The sequence below is a fragment of the Massilia oculi genome (assembly GCF_003143515.1).
GTDB classification, from domain to species: Bacteria; Pseudomonadota; Gammaproteobacteria; order Burkholderiales; family Burkholderiaceae_D; genus Telluria; species Telluria oculi.
In genome coordinates this window covers 3,341,571-3,357,854 of the sequence record NZ_CP029343.1, presented here as the reverse complement: position 1 = coordinate 3,357,854, position 16,284 = coordinate 3,341,571, and the positions used below count along the sequence as shown (strand labels likewise).

Below are 16,284 nucleotides of genomic sequence, written 5' to 3'. Positions count from 1 at the left end.
TCCTCATCCAATGGGTGTGGGTGGTGCGGGGTGGAATCACCGCATGATCGGGCCATTATAGAAACGCTTACCGGCAACTTCTTTTAGAAGTGCGACAGGCATTTTCATTTTTGACGCTGCTTGACTATTGAGCAAGTTTCCGCTGGCGCTCTTCCCTCGGCGTATTCCCGAACAAGGCGCCGAATGCCGTCGAGAAATGTGAGCCCGAGGAAAAGCCACACATCAGCCCCACCTGCACGATCGAGTGGTTGGTATCGAGCAGCAGCTGGCGGGCGCGGCGCAGGCGCAGCTCGAGGTAGTAGCGCGACGGCAGGCTGCCCAGGTATTGCTTGAACAGGCGTTCCAGCTGGCGCCGCGAAATGCCGGCCAGCTGGGCGATCTCGTCGGTCGAGAGCGGCTCTTCGATGTTCGCTTCCATCAGCGCCACCGCCTCGGACAGCTTCGGCTGCAGGGCGCCGAAGCGGGCCTGCAGCGCCACCCGCTGGCGCTCGTCCGGGCCGCGCACGCGGTCGATGCACAGGGTTTCCTTCACCTGCGCCTGGGCCGTGGCGCCGAACAGCAGCTCGACCATGGTCAAGGCGAAGTCGATGCTGGCCGCGCCGCCGCAGCAGGTGAGGCGGTTGGCGTCGAACTCGTATAGATTGGGGGTGAGCAGGGCCTGCCCGGCCTGGGCGTTCACGTCCGGGTACAGGGCCCAGGGCAAGGCGGTGCGCGCGCCATGCAGGACGCCGGCGTCGGCCAGCCACAGCACGCCGGCCCCGACGCCCCCCCAATATGGCGCGGCGCGGCAGCGCTCGATCAGCGCGCGCAGGTTGGCCGGGCGCAGGGCCGCCTCGGACTCATCGGCCACCAGCAGCACCAGGTGCCAGTGGCGCCCGGCGTCGCCCATGAATTTGTCGGGACTGCGCACGTCGACGTGCAGGCGGTCCGGCCCCAGCACCTTGGCCGCGAGACGCAGCGGCTGGTACAGCCCGGACCAGGTCAGCGCATCGGGTTCGCCTGCATTGACCAGCAGGATGCGCAGCGGCCGCTCCTGCGCGAGCAGGGACAGGTCAGGCGGCATCGCGGCGGATGAAAGATGGCATGGCCAAAGAGGCGGACTCGCAACGGACGTGATGAAAGAACATGGTCGTCTATCATACCGGAGAACAATGGGTGCGTTTCGAGCCGGCCGTGCCTCCTGCAGAATCTTGCGTAGCGGGCAACGGGAGGCGCGGCGGACGGCTATAATCCCGGCCCATGGGGGAACGATATCTAAAAAGCGTCCGGCTGCTGGCCGAGTGCATGCAGGGCTTCGAGCGCGTCTCGGGCGACGCGGTGCGCCAGAACGGGTTGACGCATGCGCAGTTCGATATCATCGCCACGCTGGGCAATACCACCGGCATGAGCTACAAGGAACTGGGCGAACGCACCCTGATCACCAAGGGCACCCTGACCGGTGTCATCGAACGCCTGGAACAAAAAGGCCTGGTGCTGCGCGAGCGCAGCTGCGACGACAAGCGATCGTTCTTCGTGCGCCTGACGCCTGCCGGCGACCGGGTGTTCTGCGATGTGTTCCCGAAAGTGATTGCACGTGGAAAAGAATTATTCACTGCCTACAGCGATGCCGACTTCGCCGCGCTCGAAGACGCGCTCGGCCTGCTGCGCTCCCGCATCCGGGCCGGCGCCCGGCATGACGGCAGCGATGATGACGAACGCCCCACTCCCTCCCCATTCCACCTGAAGGAAACGCCTTGAAAACCTCTCTCATCGACGGCAAGAAGCCAGCCCATTTCGACAAGCACATTATTGGCAACATCCTGCTCGACGTCGCCCCACTGGACGACGTGCGCGAGGAACCGATGCTGATCGGCGTGCGCAACGAAGCCGGCGAAATCTATCGCCTCATCGGCGCAACCAAACTCAACAGCTACATGAACGCGGTCGAGGAATTGCTCGACCTCGGCCTGGTCGACGAGCTGGAAAACCTCGAAGAACAGAAGGAAGGCTGCGACGCCATCTTCAGCGAAGAATAAAGACGCCTGGATACGACGGTCCCGCTGAGATCGATACCATAGAGCAATATTTTTGCAAGCAAGGTGTTGTGTTGGGGGTATAATTTTTTCATGGACCAAGTCTCCGCACTCGACAGCATCGCCGCCGAAGCCAGCCGCGGCGAACTCGCCTTCCCCACCAGCGTCAACGCCTCGTTGACCCTGCAGCGGGCGCTGGGCGAACCCGACTGCCACATCGACGCCGCCGCCCGCCTGGTGCAGGCCGAGCCGCTGCTGGCGGCGCGCACGGTGGCGATCGCCAACTCGGTGGCCTATAACCGCAGCGGCAACGACGTCACCAATGTGCGAGCGGCGGTCCAGCGCGTGGGCTTTCGCACCCTTGGCGCCCTGGCGGCCTCGGTCATCGTGCGCCAGCTGGCCAGCGAGATCCGCGATCCGGGCCTGCGCCACAAGGCCGACCAGCTGTGGGCCCACTCGGCCCACGTGGCGGCGCTGGCCCAGGTGATCGCGCGGCGCGTATCCTTCGTCGATCCCGAAACGGCGCTGTTCGCCGGCATCGTGCACGAGGTCGGTGGCTTCTACCTGCTGTCGCGCGCCGAAGCCCTGCCCGGCCTTCTCGACGACAACCTCGACGCCTGGCTCGACCATGGCGAAGCGGCGATCGGCCGCGGCGTGCTGCACAAGCTGGGCGTTCCCGCCCCGGTGATGGACGCGATCGAAGCATTGTGGGACGGCATGCGCGCGCTGCCGCCGGAAACGCTGGGCGACACCCTGCTGCTGGCCAACGACCTGGCGCCCCTGCCCTCCCCCCTGTTCGCACCGCCCGGCGCCACCACCCATGCCGCGGCGGCGACCATCGACTTCGTATTCGGCGAAGGCACGCTCAAGGGCGTGCTGGAAGAGTCAAGCGAGGAAGTGAAGAGCTTGACGTCGGCGCTGCTGTAGGCGATCCGACAAAAAAAACGCCCGCTCGGTAAGGAGCGGGCCAAGTCCAAAACTAGGGATGTCCTGAAAGAGACAGCCTCATCTTATGCCTCCGGCGTAGCGCACTCCGTACGTTCACGCACACTGGCGCCCACTCTTGTCGCATCGCCCGCTGCCTGCCATTGCCGGCCCAGCCGTGCATTTCCCATCCCCGCTTTCTGCTAAGGTCGTCCAGCCGGGCGCGCAAGCGCAGAGCGCGCCGGCCTATTCACGCTCTGGAGGACAACCCATGCATATCAGCCTGAACGACCAGGTGGCGCTCGTGACCGGCGGCGATTCCGGCATCGGCCGCGCCATCAGCATCGCCTTCGCCGCGGCCGGCGCCAAGGTGGTGGTCAACTACAACAGCAGCCAGGACAAGGCCGACGAAGTCGTACGACAGATCAAGGAAGCGGGCGGCCAGGCGCTGGCGGTCCAGTGCGACGTGTCCAGCGAAGACGACGTCGCGCGCCTGCTCGAGGCCACCGACGAGGCCTTCGGCGGCCTCGACATCCTGGTCGCGAACGCCGGCATGCAAAAGGATGCGCGGATCGCCGAGATGTCGCTGGACGACTGGAAAGCCGTGCTCGACGTCAACCTGACCGGCCAATTCCTGTGCGCCCGCGCGGCAGTGAAGCGCTTTCGCCAGCAGGGCAACCGCGGCCGCATGCGTGCCAACGGCGTCATCCTGTGCATGAGCTCGGTCCATGAAACCATTCCCTGGGCCGGCCACGTCAACTATGCCGCGTCCAAGGGCGGCATCGGCATGTTCATGCGCTCGCTGGCCCAGGAAGTCGCGCAGGAACGCATCCGTGTCAACGGCATCGCGCCCGGCGCGATCCGCACCCCGATCAACGAAGACGCCACCGAAGGCGGGGCGGGCAAGAAGCTGCTCGAGCTGATCCCGTATGGCCGCATCGGCGAGACCGACGACGTGGCCAACCTGGCGCTGTTCATGGCCTCCGACCTGGCCGACTACATGACCGGCACCACGGTCTATGTCGACGGCGGCATGTCGCTCTATCCAGGATTCGAAGACAATGGCTGAACCAAACGCAACCCGCCCACCACGCCCGATCGCCGCTCACGGCGCCATCGGCAATATGGCCACGATCGCACTGGTCGCGCTCGACGGCGCGGTCGACTTCCTGTGCTGGCCCGACTTCGACAGCCCCAGCATCTTCGCCGCCCTGCTCGACCCCGAGCAGGGCGGCCACTTCACCATCGCGCCGGAGGACGGGGACATGCGCGTGGTGCAGACCTACCTGCCCGCCACCAATGTGCTGCTTACCCAGTGGCTGGGTGAAGAGTCCAGCGTTCACGTGACCGACTACATGGCCAGCTCGGAACAGCTCGGCCATGGTCCGGCGCGCATGCTGCGCCGGGTCCACGTCACCAGCGGCGAGGCGCGCATCCGGGTCGACTGCCAGCCCCGCTTCGACTATGCCCGCCAGCGGCCGGAGGTCGCGGCCGGCCAGGATCAGGCGGTCTTCTCGGCGCCCGGCGCCCCACGCCTGCGCCTGTCGGCGCCCGTGGCCTTCGAGGCTGCCGATGGCGGCGCCTTGGCCTCGATCGTGATGCGTGAAGGCGACGTCATCGATTTCGTGCTCGACGAAGACGGCGACCCGCCCCTGCAGGCCGGCGCCGGCGACGCCCTGCTGCGGGAGGTCGTCCAGTACTGGCAGGCATGGAGCCAGCGCTCGACCTATCGCGGGCGCTGGCGCGAAGCGGTCACGCGCTCGGCCCTGGTGCTCAAGCTGATGACGTCGGGCCGCCACGGCTCGATCGTCGCCGCCGCGACCTTCGGCCTGCCCGAGGTGCTGGGCGGCTCGCGCAACTGGGATTACCGCGCCACCTGGATCCGCGACGCATCGTTCACCGTGTATGCCCTGATGCGGCTCGGATATATCGACGAGGCGAAGGCGTTTACGCGCTGGACCGCCGAACTGCCCAAGCATGATCAGAGCGACGGCCATCTGCGCATCATGTATGCGTTCGACGGCAGTCCGGTCGGAGAAGAAACCGAGCTCGGCCATCTGGCCGGCTATGCGAACTCCAGACCCGTTCGCATCGGCAATGCAGCCGCCAGCCAATTACAGCTCGACATCTTCGGCGCCTTGCTCGATTCGATCTATCTCAGTAATAAGTATGGCGAGGCCATTTCTCATGCCGATTGGATGGGCGTCTGCCAAGTGGTCAATTTCGTTTGCGACAACTGGAAGCGCCCGGATGCCGGCATCTGGGAAGGTCGCGAACCGGCGCGCGAACACCTGCATTCCCAGCTCATGTGCTGGGTGGCGGTCGACCGCGCACTGCGCCTGGCGGGCAAACGCTCGCTGTGCGCGCCGTTCGATCGCTGGATTGCGGCACGCAACGAGATGTCGCGTTATATCTGGGACACCTTCTGGAACGAAGAGCTCGGGCATTTTGTGCGCAGCAAGGGCTCACGCAATGTGGACGGCGCCATGCTGATGATGCCGCTGGTGCGCTTCATCGGCTCCACCGATCCGCAATGGCTGGCGACCCTGGACGCCATCGGAGACCAGCTCAGCCACGACGCGCTGGTGCAGCGCTACGATCGCGACGACGGGCTCGAAGGGAAGGAAGGCGCGTTCGCGGCCTGTTCATTCTGGTATGTGGAATGCCTGGCACGGGCCGGGCGGATCGACCATGCACGCAATAATATGGAAAAACTCATCGCCTACGGCAACCACGTGCACCTGTACGCGGAAGAGTTCACCAATAAGGCTGAGCTGCTCGGCAACTTTCCACAAGCCTTTACCCACCTTGCCTTGATCAGCGCCGCGACGTATCTCGATGCGGCGATTGAAGGCAAGCTTGGGCATCCGTGGCAGTTGTAGGCAAAAAAAACCCGCGCCGTTGCCGGTGCGGGTAAAGTCCAAAACTAGGGATGTCCTGAAAGAGACGAGTCCATCTTAAGCCTGCGGCATCCCGCACTCGGTGCGTCATTTCACATTAAGCATGTCTTTTTTACACGCTCGAATGGGAGCCAGCGCTCAGCGCTGGCTTTGACCCCAGCGACGCGTTCTTCAACAGCATCTCCCCCGATGGGCGGCTTTCTTAAAAAAAAACCCGCTTCGTTGCGGAAGCGGGTGAAGTCCAAAACTAGGGATGTCCTGAAAGAGACAGTTCCACTATAGGTGGGCCAACCTGGGCACTCAGTGCGCTGCCACACACAGCACCGTGAAATTCGTCGCAGCAGCGTCACATCAAACAAAATGCCGCCGCGGCAAGGCCGGGGCGGCATTCTTCATGCGGGGCGGGTAGCCTATACCACCGCGCCGTCGGTCTCGTCCTTCTCCTTGATCGGCTTGATCAGGTCTTCGCGCTTGACGCCCATCCACATGGCCACGGCTGCCGCCACGAACACCGACGAATAGATGCCGAAGCAGATGCCGATGGCCAGCGCGATCGCGAAGTAGTGCAGCGCATAGCCGCCGAAGAACAGCATCGACAGCACCATCATCAGGGTCGAGCCGTGGGTGATGATGGTGCGCGAGATGGTGCTGGTGATCGCGTGGTCGATGACTTCCGGCGTCGACATGCGGCGCTGCTTGCGGAACATCTCGCGGATCCGGTCGAAGATGACGACCGATTCGTTGACCGAGTAGCCCAGCACCGCCAGCGTGGCCGCCAGCACCGTCAGCGAGAATTCCCACTGGAAGAAGGCGAAGAAGCCCAGGATGATGACCACGTCGTGCAGGTTGGCGACCACGGCGGCGACGGCGAATTTCCATTCGAAGCGGATCGCCAGGTAGATCATGATGCCGACGATCACCATGATCAATGCGTTCAGGCCGTTCTGTGCGAGTTCCTCGCCGACCGATGGACCGACGAACTCGACCCGCTGCAGGCTGATCAGTTCTTCACCGGAAGCGCTGGCGCAGCTGGTGTGGTTGACGACTTCACCCTTCTCGGTCGTGACCTGGCTCTGCTTCGGCGCGCCGCCATCGGCGGCGCAGATGGCGTTGAAGACGCGCGCCGAGGTGCCGGCCGCTTCCGTGCCTTCCAGGATCGGCAGGCGCAGCATGATGTCCTGGGCGGTGCCGAAGCTGGCCACCTCAGGGTGCGAATACCCCATGCCGCGCAGCGTGTCGCGGATCTTTTCCTGGTTGGCCGCATGCGGATAACGCAGCTCCATCACGGTACCGCCGGTGAACTCCACCGAGAAGTTCAGGCCTTTGCTGAACAGGAAGAACACCGCGGCGACAAAGGTCAGCACCGAGATCGCATTGAGGATCAGGGCGTGGCGCATGAACGGGATATCCCGTTTGATCTTGAAAAATTCCATGTCAGTCTCGAGTCCTTACTTCTTGGTGGGCGACATGCCCGGCTGCCAGACCGTGCCGATCGAAATCTTGGTCAGTTTCTTCTGGCGGCCATACCACAGGTTGGCGAAGCCACGGGCCACGACGACCGCCGAGAACATCGAGGTCAGGATGCCCAGGCAGTGCACCACGGCGAAGCCGCGCACCGGACCGGAACCGAAGATCAGGAGCGCCAGGCCGACGATCAGGGTGGTCACGTTGGAGTCGACGATGGTGTCCCACGCGTGCTTGGAGCCGGCCGCGATCGCCGCCTGCGGCGGCGCGCCGCCGCGCAGCTCTTCGCGGATGCGCTCGTTGACCAGCACGTTGGAGTCGATCGCGACGCCCAGCGCCAGCGCGATTGCGGCGATGCCCGGCAGGGTGAGCGTGATACCCAGGATCGACAGCAGGGCCAGCAGGAACAGCACGTTGGCCGCCAGCGCCAGCGCCGAGAACACGCCGAACAGGTGGTAGTAGATGATCATGAAGACCGCGATCGCCACGAAGCCCCAGATGGTCGAGTGCAGGCCGCGTTCGATGTTCTCGGCGCCCAGCTGCGGGCCGATCACGCGTTCCTCGACGAATTCCATCGGCGCCGACAGCGCGCCCGAGCGCAGCAGCAGGGCCAGCTCGTTGGCGTCCTGCGAGGTGCCCATATTGGTGATCTGGAAGGTCGAACCCAGCTCGCTCTGGATGGTCGGGGCCGACAGGACGTTGTAGACGCCCTTCTCTTTCAGCAGGATCGCCATGCGCTTGCCGACGTTGTCGCGGGTGGCCTGGCGGATGCGGCGGCCGCCGTCGCCGTTCAGGTCGATCGAGACGGCCGGCTGCTGGTTCTGGTCGAAGCTGGCGGTGGCGCTCGAGATGTATTCGCCGGTCAGGATGATGTCGCGCGACAGCACGACCGGGGCGCCGCGGCCTTCGGTGAACAGTTCGGAATTGAGCGGGATGGCGGCCGACAGCTCGGTGCCCGGGGTCACGCTCTGGTCGACCATGCGCAGCTCGAGGGTCGCGGTGCGGCCGATGATGTCCTTGGCGCGCGCCACGTCTTGCACACCAGGCAATTGCACCACGATGCGGTCGGCGCCCTGCTGCTGGATGATCGGTTCGGTGGTGCCCAGCTCATTGATACGCTTGGACAGGGTCACGATGTTCTGCTTGACGCCGTCTTCGACGCTGCGCTTGATCGCATCGGGCTTGAGGCTGACGACCAGCTTCTGGTCGGCGCCGTCGGCGGCCTCGGCGAAGTTCAGCTCGTTCGAGCGCGAGGTCAGCACGTTGCGTGCGGCGGAACGGGTCGCGGCATCGCGGAAGCGCACTTCGATGGTGTCGCCCACGCGCTCGATGCCGGCGTGACGCACGTTTTCGTCGCGCAGGTTGCTGCGCACGCTGGCTTGCAGCGCCTTGACCTTGTTGTCGACCACGGCCTTGGTATCGACCTGCAGCAGGAAGTGCACACCGCCGCGCAAGTCGAGGCCGAGGCTCATCGGACCCGCGCCGATCTTTTCCATCCAGGCCGGGGTATTGGTGACCAGGTTGACGGTGACGATGTAGTCGGGGTTGGCCGGGTCGCGGTTCAGTTCGCGCTCCAGGGCCAGCTTGGCCTTGAATTGTTCTTCGGTGCCGGCGAAGCGCACACGCACCGACGTCGTATGGCCGCTGCCTTCGAGGGAGATGCCGGTATGGGCGATGCCGGTACGCTTGAGCGCATCCTCGACCAGGGTGGTGGAGGCGCTGGTGATGTTCAGGGTCGAGCGGCCCGATGTCACCTGCAACGCCGGCGTTTCGCCGAAGTAGTTAGGCGCCGTGTACAACGCGCCGAGCAGCAGCGCGATGACGATCATTAGGTATTTCCAGACGGGATAGCGATTCATAGTGTTCCGGCGTTCAGGTTGGGCAGTGCGGCCCGCGGGCCGCACGGAGCTTGCTCTTACAGGGCTTTCAGGGTGCCCTTCGGCAGCAGGGTGGTCACTGCGTTCTTCTGCACGGTGATGTCGGTGCCGGTAGCGATTTCCAGGGTGACGTAGGCGTCGGTCACTTTCGAGACGCGGCCGACGATGCCGCCGGCGGTCACGACTTCATCGCCCTTGGTCAGTGCATCCATCATCGCTTTCAACTCGCGCTGACGTTTCTGCTGAGGACGGATCATCAGGAAATACATGACCACGAACATCAGGATCAGCGGCAGGAAGGTCGTCAGGCTGCCCATGATGCCTGGGTCAGCGGCGGCGGTTTGCGCGTAAGCGTTGGAAATGAACACAAGAACTCCGATGGTGAAGTTAAAAAAATAAGCGGTGTATTCTAGCATCGGCCAGTCGCCGGACACCAAATCTGGAGATAGGTAATCTTGCTTTTCGGTATTGCAAGAGCTTGCTAGAAATTAAATTCCGGCGCCACCGTCAATACGACAGCGCCGGGCTGAGCAAGTGAGCGAGTGCTTACACGCCGCGTGCGCGGCCCGCATTGAACGCGATGCGGAACTCGTTGAAACGGTCGGCATCGATGGCGTCGCGCATTTCCTGCATCAACTTCAGGTAGTAATGCAGGTTGTGGATCGTGTTCAGGCGGGCGCCCAGGATTTCGTTCGAGCGGTGCAGGTGGTGCAGGTAGGCGCGCGAGAAATTCTTGCAGCAATAGCAATCGCAGCTCTCGTCCAGCGGCGCCTGGTCGTCCTTGTAGCGCGCATTCTTGATCTTGACGTCGCCGAAGCGGGTGAACAGCCAGCCATTGCGCGCATTCCGGGTCGGCATCACGCAGTCGAACATGTCGACGCCGTTCGCCACGCCGTCGACCAGGTCTTCCGGCGTGCCGACGCCCATCAGGTAGTGCGGCTTGTTCTCGGGCAGGCGCGGGCCGACATGGGCCAGGATGCGCTTCATGTCTTCCTTCGGTTCGCCGACCGACAGGCCGCCGATCGCCAGGCCCGGGAAATCGATGTCTTCCAGGCCGGCCAGCGACTCGTCGCGCAGGTGCTCGTACATGCCGCCCTGGACGATGCCGAACAGCGCGTTCGGGTTTTCGCCGCCGGTGAATTCGTTCATCGAGCGCTGGGCCCAGCGCAGCGACATGCGCATCGACTTGGCCGCTTCTTCGGCGGTGGCCGGGCGGCCGTCGATCTCGTATGGGGTGCATTCGTCGAACTGCATCACGATGTCCGAGTTCAGCGCGCGCTGGATCTGCATCGAGATCTCGGGCGACAGGAACTGGCGCGAGCCGTCGATCGGCGAAGCGAACTTGACGCCCTCTTCCGTGATCTTGCGCATGGCGCCCAGCGAGAACACCTGGAAGCCGCCGGAGTCGGTCAGGATCGGCTTGTCCCAGCCCATGAACCCATGCAGGCCGCCGAACTTGTTCATCACGTCGACGCCGGGACGCAGCCACAGGTGGAAGGTGTTGCCGAGGATGATCTGCGAGCCGACTTCCTTGAGTTCGACCGGCGACATGGCCTTGACCGAACCATAGGTGCCGACCGGCATGAAGATCGGGGTTTCGATGGTGCCGTGGTTCAGCTTCAGGCGGCCGCGGCGGGCATGCGACAGGCCGCTGGTGTCTTTCTTGAGCAGGGTAAATTCGAGCATCGTTTTTCCATCAACGTGAAGTGGTCGTCAGCAGCATGGCGTCGCCATAGCTGAAGAAGCGGTATTCGTTGGCGATCGCATGGGCATAGGCCTTGCGGATCGGTGCAAAACCGGCGAAGGCCGACACCAGCATCAGCAGGGTCGACTTGGGCAGGTGGAAGTTGGTGACCAGGCGCGTGACGGTCTTGAAGGTGTAGCCGGGCGTGATGAACAGCGCGGTATCGGCACTGCCTGCGACCAGCTCGCCGCTTTGCGAGGCCGACTCCAGCGCGCGCAAGCTGGTGGTGCCGACGGCGACCACGTCGCGGCCCGCCGCTTTCGCGGCGCGCACCGCGTCCACCGTCTCTTGCGAAATGGTGTACCACTCGGTGTGCATCTTGTGCTCGCTCAAATCCTCGACCCGCACCGGCTGGAAGGTGCCGGCGCCGACGTGCAGGGTGACGTAGGCGAACCTGACGCCTTTTTGCGCCAACTTGTCGAGCAGCGGCTGGTCGAAGTGAAGGCCGGCGGTCGGCGCGGCGACGGCGCCCGGCTCTTTCGAGTACACGGTCTGGTAGCGCTGCTCGTCGAATTCGTCGGCGGTGTGCTCGATATAGGGCGGCAGCGGCAGGCGGCCGTGGGCTTCGATCAGCTCGAACACATCGCCCTCGAAATGGAGGGTGAAGAATTCGCCGGCGCGTTCGCCGACCGTGACGTCGAAGGCATCGGCCAGGCGGATGCGGTTGCCCGGCTTGGGCGACTTGGACGCGCGCACCTGGGCCAGCACGGTGCGCTCGTCGAGCACGCGCTCGACCAGCACCTCGACCTGGCCGCCGGTTTCCTTGACGCCGAAGAAGCGCGCCTTGAGCACGCGGGTATTGTTCATCACCAAGAGGTCGCCCGGCTGGAGCTGGTCGACGATGTCGGAGAAGTGGCGATCGAGGATCTGATCACCGTCGAGCTGCAGCAGGCGCGAGGCGCTGCGGTCTGGCAGGGGCAGCTGCGCGATGCGCTCGGGGGGCAGCTCGAAGTCGAAATCGGAAAGCGAGTACATTATTCTCAATTCTGGGAAAATAAGCGCTGCCAGCTTTACAATACAGGCTCCAGCGCTGATGGCGAACCTTCTATTTTACGCCAGCGAGCGCCATTTTGCCGCGATATGCCCGCCTCCAAGACCACAAATCCACCCAAAACCCTCGAAAGCAAGCTCGCCCGCCTCGGACTGCGCAGCGACATGGACCTGGTATTGCACCTGCCGATGCGCTACGAGGACGAGACCCGGATCGTGTCCATCCGCGAAGCCTGCCTGCGCGGCGGCCATGTTTCGCAGGTCGAAGGCGTGGTGACCAAGAACGAAATCTCGTTCAAGCCACGGCGCCAGCTGCTGGTGACCATCGCCGACGAATCGGGCGACCTGCTGCTGCGCTTCATGAATTTCTACGGCAGCCAGGTCAAGCAGATGGCCGAAGGCGTGCGCATCCGGGCGCGTGGCGAACTGAAACACGGCTTCTTCGGCGCCGAGATGGTGCATCCGCAATACAAGGTCGTCAACGAAGGCGCGCCGCTGCCTTTCTCGCTCACGCCTGTGTATCCGGCCGGCGAAGGCCTGTCGCAGACGGTGCTGCGGCGCGCGATCGCCGACGCGATGAAGCGGATCGACTGGAGCGATACCGTCCCCGCGGGCATCCGCGCCAAGATGGGGCTGATCGACTTCGAGCCGGCCGTGAAACTGCTGCACTACCCGCCGGCCGACGTCGACGAACATGCGCTGGGCGAAAAATCGCATCCGGCCTGGGAGCGCATGAAGTTCGACGAGCTGCTGGCGCAGCAGCTGTCGCTGAAACGGGCGCAGCGTGCGCGGCGCGAGAAAGGGGCGCCGCACCTGCGCGCGGTGGGCCGGCTGTCGGAAGCCTTCCTGGCGGCGCTGCCGTTCAAGCTGACCGGCGCCCAGCGGCGCGTGGTGGAAGAGATCCGCGCGGACTTGCGCGAAGGCTATCCGATGCAGCGCCTGCTGCAGGGCGACGTCGGCAGCGGCAAGACCGTGGTCTCGGCGCTGGCCGCGGCGCAGGCGATCGACAGCGGCTACCAGGCGGCGCTGATGGCGCCGACCGAGATCCTGGCCGAGCAGCATTTCCGCAAGATCGCGGCCTGGATGGAGCCGCTCGGCGTGAAAGTCGCCTGGCTCACCGGCAGCCTCAAGAAAAAAGAGAAGGCCGCGTCGAACGAGTTGATCGAGTCGGGCGAGGCGAACCTGGTGATCGGCACCCATGCGCTGATCCAGGACACCGTGCAGTTCGCGAAACTGGGCCTGGTGATCGTCGACGAGCAGCACCGCTTCGGCGTCGGCCAGCGCCTCACCCTGCGCAACAAGGGCAGCGACGGCCTGGTGCCGCACCAATTGATGATGTCGGCCACGCCGATCCCGCGCACGCTGGCGATGACGTATTACGCCGATCTGGAGGTGTCGGTGATCGACGAGCTGCCGCCTGGACGCAGCCCCATCGTCACGCGCGCGATCGACCAGATGCGGCGCGACGAAGTGATCGAGCGCGTCTACGCGGCGGCGCTCGAAGGCCGGCAGGTGTACTGGGTCTGCCCGCTGATCGAGGAATCCGAGGCCCTGCAATTGCAGACCGCGACCGAGACCTACGAGACCCTCGCCGAATCGCTGCCCGAGCTGCAGGTGGGGCTGGTGCATGGCCGCATGAAACCGGCCGAAAAACAGGACGTGATGGACGCCTTCACGGCGGGCGAGGTGCACGTGCTGGTGGCGACCACGGTGATCGAGGTCGGGGTCGACGTGCCGAATGCCTCGTTGATGGTGATCGAGCATGCCGAGCGCTTCGGCCTGTCGCAGCTGCACCAGCTGCGCGGGCGGGTCGGGCGGGGCTCGGCGGCCTCGGTATGCCTGCTGCTCTACCAGTCGCCGCTGGGCCAGGTGGCCAAACAGCGTTTGATGACGATGCGCGAAACGACCGACGGCTTCGAGATCGCGCGGCGCGACCTGGAGATCCGCGGCCCGGGCGAATTCCTGGGCGCGCGCCAGTCGGGCCAGGCGATGCTGCGCTTTGCCGACCTGGAGCTCGATGGCTGGCTGGTCGACCGCGCGCGCGACGTGGCGCAGTATCTGCTCGATGGCGAAAAGCCCGAGAAGATCGCGGTGGTCGATGCGCACCTGGCGCGCTGGCTGGGTGGGCGCGAGGAATTCCTGAAGGTTTGATGGATCAATACGAGAAAGACACACAATGACGCAGGAGCAAGCGCTGGATATCGACGAACTGACCGCCCTGGCCCAGGCTTCGGCGCGGGTGACGGGTCCTTGTACCTGCGAGATCGCCAGCTACGCCGGGTGGACGCGCATCCCGGTATCGTTTCCGCAAGCGCAAATGCGCCCGGCCGGCACGCTGGCGGGCGACCCGTACGCCGAGCCGACCTATACCGAATACCATCCGCATGGGACCAATTACTGGTCGCCCGACGCGCCGATCGCCCTGCATTACTTTCCTTATAATCGGTGCGCGGTCCAGCAGTGCGAGGCCTGCCGGCGCTACTGCCTCACGTATGTCGAAGCGGGCGGCTACTACGTCGAGCCGCGCATCCGGGCGCTTGATGCGCGGCATATCGTGGATATGCCGGCAGCCGATTGAGCGGCTAGTCGGTAATGTGACCAGAAGACCAGTATCAGAGGGGGTAGCCGTGCCACCCGTCGGTCAATTCGAGGACACGCACATCCGCCACTTCGCAGCGTGCACGCAGCCACCGCCCCACCGCTTCACGGTCCTCCTCGCTTGGCGAACCTCGCTCGATCGTCGTGATGACACCAGACGTTTCCGTCAATGGCATGCGACCGCCGAAAGCGCCGCCGAGCAGGCCGCGCTGTTCCAGGAAGCCGAGCAGATCGTCGATCAAACGGTCGTAAGGCGCGCCATCCAGCGCTTGCACGAACCTGATCTCGACGTCGAAGACATGCTCGGTGAATTCGGCAACGCGCAGCTTCTTGCGTTGCCGCCGATTCAAGCGCCGTATGCAACTGGTCGCGCGAACATCACGTTTCATGGTTTTCCTTGGCGGTTGAATGTACGAACGTCAGCCTGTTCCCGAACGGATCCTTGACGCTCAGCTCGCGCGTCTCCCACGGCGTGTTCTCGATCCCGGGCCGCGCATAACCATAATGTTTGGCGGCCAGCTCGACATGCAGGCCGTCGACGTCGTCGACCTCGATCCTCAGCGCGGCGCCCGGGCAGCAATCGCCGTGATGCTCGCTCAGGTGCAGCACGCAGTCGCCGCGCGACACCTGCAGGTAGAGCGGCATGCCAGGGCCGAAGCGGTGCTCCCAGTCGGCCGTGAATCCGAGGTAATCGACGTAGAATTCCCGGGCCTTGGCCTCGTCGAAGACGCGCAGGATCGGCGTGACGCTCCCGAGCTTCATGGCGTCCGCCCTAAGCGCGGTCGGCCGCGTAACGCAGGCCGATCTGGCGCCGGATCTCGTCCATCACGCCCATCAGCGCCAGCGTCTCTCCCTGCGTCATCGACGGGCTTTCCAACAGCCCCTGCTGCCAGCAGCGCTGGGCCTCGATCGCCTCGTGCACGTAGCCGTTGCCGAGATACGGGGTTTCGATCGTGCGCTCGCTGCCGTCGTCCAGCTTGACCGTGACCGAGGTCGCGCGGTGGAACATGGTGTTCATCCGCACCTGGCCGCGCTCGCCCGACACGGTCAGCTCGGCCGGCGTGCGCGCCAGGAGGGAGCAGCTGCACACCGACATGCCGCCGCCTTCGTGCTTGAGCGTGAAGCCGGTCTGGACGTCGACGCCGGTCGGTCCCATCTGGGCCTGCGCGCGCACTTCGAGCACGGGGCCCAACAGGCCGGCCGCGACCGACAGCGGGTAGATGCCCAGGTCGAGCAGCGCGCCGCCGCCCAGCTCGGGATTGAAGACGCGGTGCTCGGGACCGAAGGCGGCGGCGAAGCCGAAGTCGGCGACGACCTGGCGCGGGGTGCCGATCTCGCCCGAGGCCAGGATGCGCTTCACTTCCAGGTAGGCCGGCAGGTAGCGCGTCCACATCGCCTCCATCAGGAACAGGCGTTTCGAGCGCGCCAGGGTCACCACCTGCTCGGCTTCGCGCAGGTTCATCGTGAACGGCTTCTCGCACAGCACGCCCTTGCCGGCGCGCAGCGCCATCAGAGCGTTGCCGGCGTGTTCCGGGTGTGGCGTGCCGATGTAGATCAGGTCGACGCCCTCGGCCTGGGCCAGCAGCTCGCACGAGCCGTAGCTGGCCAATGCGCCGAACTCTTCGGCGAAGGCCGCGGCCTTGTCATGGCTGCGCGAGCCCACGGCGGCCAGCACGGCGCCCGGCACGTCCTTCAATGCATTGGCAAAGGCGCGCGAAATCTTGCCCGTGCCGAGTATCCCCCAGCGTACCGTTTCAGCCATCGGCTTCTCCTCT

At 64.7% G+C, this 16,284-nt stretch carries 16 protein-coding genes; 7 read left to right on the top strand and 9 right to left on the bottom strand.

Annotation, left to right across the window (positions count from 1 at the left end; all coding sequences use genetic code 11):
* Positions 1-124: 124 nt before the first annotated feature.
* Positions 125-1,063: a GlxA family transcriptional regulator gene (locus DIR46_RS15350; protein ID WP_109345993.1), complete on the bottom strand. Its 939-nt coding sequence runs from the start codon at positions 1,061-1,063 to the stop codon at positions 125-127.
* Between the two features lie 176 nt (positions 1,064-1,239).
* On the opposite strand from DIR46_RS15350, the gene DIR46_RS15345 reads away from it, so the two are divergent.
* From DIR46_RS15345 to DIR46_RS15325, 5 genes are all read left to right on the top strand, one after another.
* On the top strand, positions 1,240-1,737 hold the full coding sequence (locus tag DIR46_RS15345) for a MarR family winged helix-turn-helix transcriptional regulator (protein ID WP_109345992.1): 498 nt from the start codon (positions 1,240-1,242) through the stop codon (positions 1,735-1,737).
* Positions 1,734-2,015, top strand: coding sequence for a hypothetical protein (locus tag DIR46_RS15340; protein ID WP_109345991.1), 282 nt, complete (start codon positions 1,734-1,736; stop codon positions 2,013-2,015). Before DIR46_RS15345 ends, DIR46_RS15340 begins: the two co-directional genes overlap by 4 nt.
* Positions 2,016-2,105: 90 nt before the next feature.
* Positions 2,106-2,939, top strand: coding sequence for an HDOD domain-containing protein (locus DIR46_RS15335; RefSeq protein WP_109345990.1), 834 nt, complete (start codon positions 2,106-2,108; stop codon positions 2,937-2,939).
* Between the two features lie 268 nt (positions 2,940-3,207).
* On the top strand, positions 3,208-4,005 hold the full coding sequence (locus DIR46_RS15330; protein ID WP_109345989.1) for a glucose 1-dehydrogenase: 798 nt from the start codon (positions 3,208-3,210) through the stop codon (positions 4,003-4,005).
* The gene (locus DIR46_RS15325; RefSeq protein WP_109345988.1) at positions 3,998-5,818 is read left to right on the top strand and encodes a glycoside hydrolase family 15 protein; all 1,821 of its coding nucleotides are present in this window, start codon (positions 3,998-4,000) and stop codon (positions 5,816-5,818) included. Before DIR46_RS15330 ends, DIR46_RS15325 begins: the two co-directional genes overlap by 8 nt.
* A gap of 428 nt (positions 5,819-6,246) precedes the next feature.
* On the opposite strand, the gene secF is transcribed toward DIR46_RS15325, so the two are convergent.
* The 5 genes from secF to queA form a co-directional block, all read right to left on the bottom strand.
* The gene (gene secF / locus DIR46_RS15320) at positions 6,247-7,269 is read right to left on the bottom strand and encodes a protein translocase subunit SecF (RefSeq protein WP_109345987.1); all 1,023 of its coding nucleotides are present in this window, start codon (positions 7,267-7,269) and stop codon (positions 6,247-6,249) included.
* 15 nt (positions 7,270-7,284) lie between these two features.
* On the bottom strand, positions 7,285-9,159 hold the full coding sequence (gene secD / locus DIR46_RS15315) for a protein translocase subunit SecD (RefSeq protein ID WP_109345986.1): 1,875 nt from the start codon (positions 9,157-9,159) through the stop codon (positions 7,285-7,287).
* Positions 9,160-9,215: 56 nt separating this feature from the next.
* Positions 9,216-9,545: a preprotein translocase subunit YajC gene (gene yajC / locus DIR46_RS15310; RefSeq protein WP_109345985.1), complete on the bottom strand. Its 330-nt coding sequence runs from the start codon at positions 9,543-9,545 to the stop codon at positions 9,216-9,218.
* A 178-nt stretch (positions 9,546-9,723) separates the two neighbouring features.
* Positions 9,724-10,863 carry a tRNA guanosine(34) transglycosylase Tgt gene (gene tgt, locus DIR46_RS15305; protein WP_109345984.1) on the bottom strand — a complete coding sequence of 380 codons (1,140 nt, stop codon included), beginning with the start codon at positions 10,861-10,863 and terminating at the stop codon, positions 9,724-9,726.
* Positions 10,864-10,873: 10 nt separating this feature from the next.
* On the bottom strand, positions 10,874-11,896 hold the full coding sequence (gene queA / locus DIR46_RS15300) for a tRNA preQ1(34) S-adenosylmethionine ribosyltransferase-isomerase QueA (protein ID WP_109345983.1): 1,023 nt from the start codon (positions 11,894-11,896) through the stop codon (positions 10,874-10,876).
* Positions 11,897-12,001: 105 nt separating this feature from the next.
* Between queA and recG the strand changes: the two genes are divergently transcribed.
* On the top strand, positions 12,002-14,062 hold the full coding sequence (recG, locus tag DIR46_RS15295; RefSeq protein WP_109345982.1) for an ATP-dependent DNA helicase RecG: 2,061 nt from the start codon (positions 12,002-12,004) through the stop codon (positions 14,060-14,062).
* 25 nt (positions 14,063-14,087) lie between these two features.
* Positions 14,088-14,489: a hypothetical protein gene (locus tag DIR46_RS15290; RefSeq protein WP_109345981.1), complete on the top strand. Its 402-nt coding sequence runs from the start codon at positions 14,088-14,090 to the stop codon at positions 14,487-14,489.
* A gap of 34 nt (positions 14,490-14,523) precedes the next feature.
* Here DIR46_RS15290 and DIR46_RS15285 read toward each other — a convergent pair whose 3' ends face one another.
* Genes DIR46_RS15285 through DIR46_RS15275 form a run of 3 tightly spaced genes read right to left on the bottom strand, consistent with a single transcriptional unit; the run spans position 14,524 to position 16,271 of the window.
* On the bottom strand, positions 14,524-14,898 hold the full coding sequence (locus DIR46_RS15285; RefSeq protein WP_109345980.1) for a YggL 50S ribosome-binding family protein: 375 nt from the start codon (positions 14,896-14,898) through the stop codon (positions 14,524-14,526).
* Positions 14,888-15,271: a glyoxalase superfamily protein gene (locus tag DIR46_RS15280; protein WP_109345979.1), complete on the bottom strand. Its 384-nt coding sequence runs from the start codon at positions 15,269-15,271 to the stop codon at positions 14,888-14,890. Before DIR46_RS15280 ends, DIR46_RS15285 begins: the two co-directional genes overlap by 11 nt.
* A gap of 10 nt (positions 15,272-15,281) precedes the next feature.
* On the bottom strand, positions 15,282-16,271 hold the full coding sequence (locus DIR46_RS15275; protein WP_109345978.1) for a Gfo/Idh/MocA family protein: 990 nt from the start codon (positions 16,269-16,271) through the stop codon (positions 15,282-15,284).
* Between the last annotated feature and the right edge of the window lie 13 nt (positions 16,272-16,284).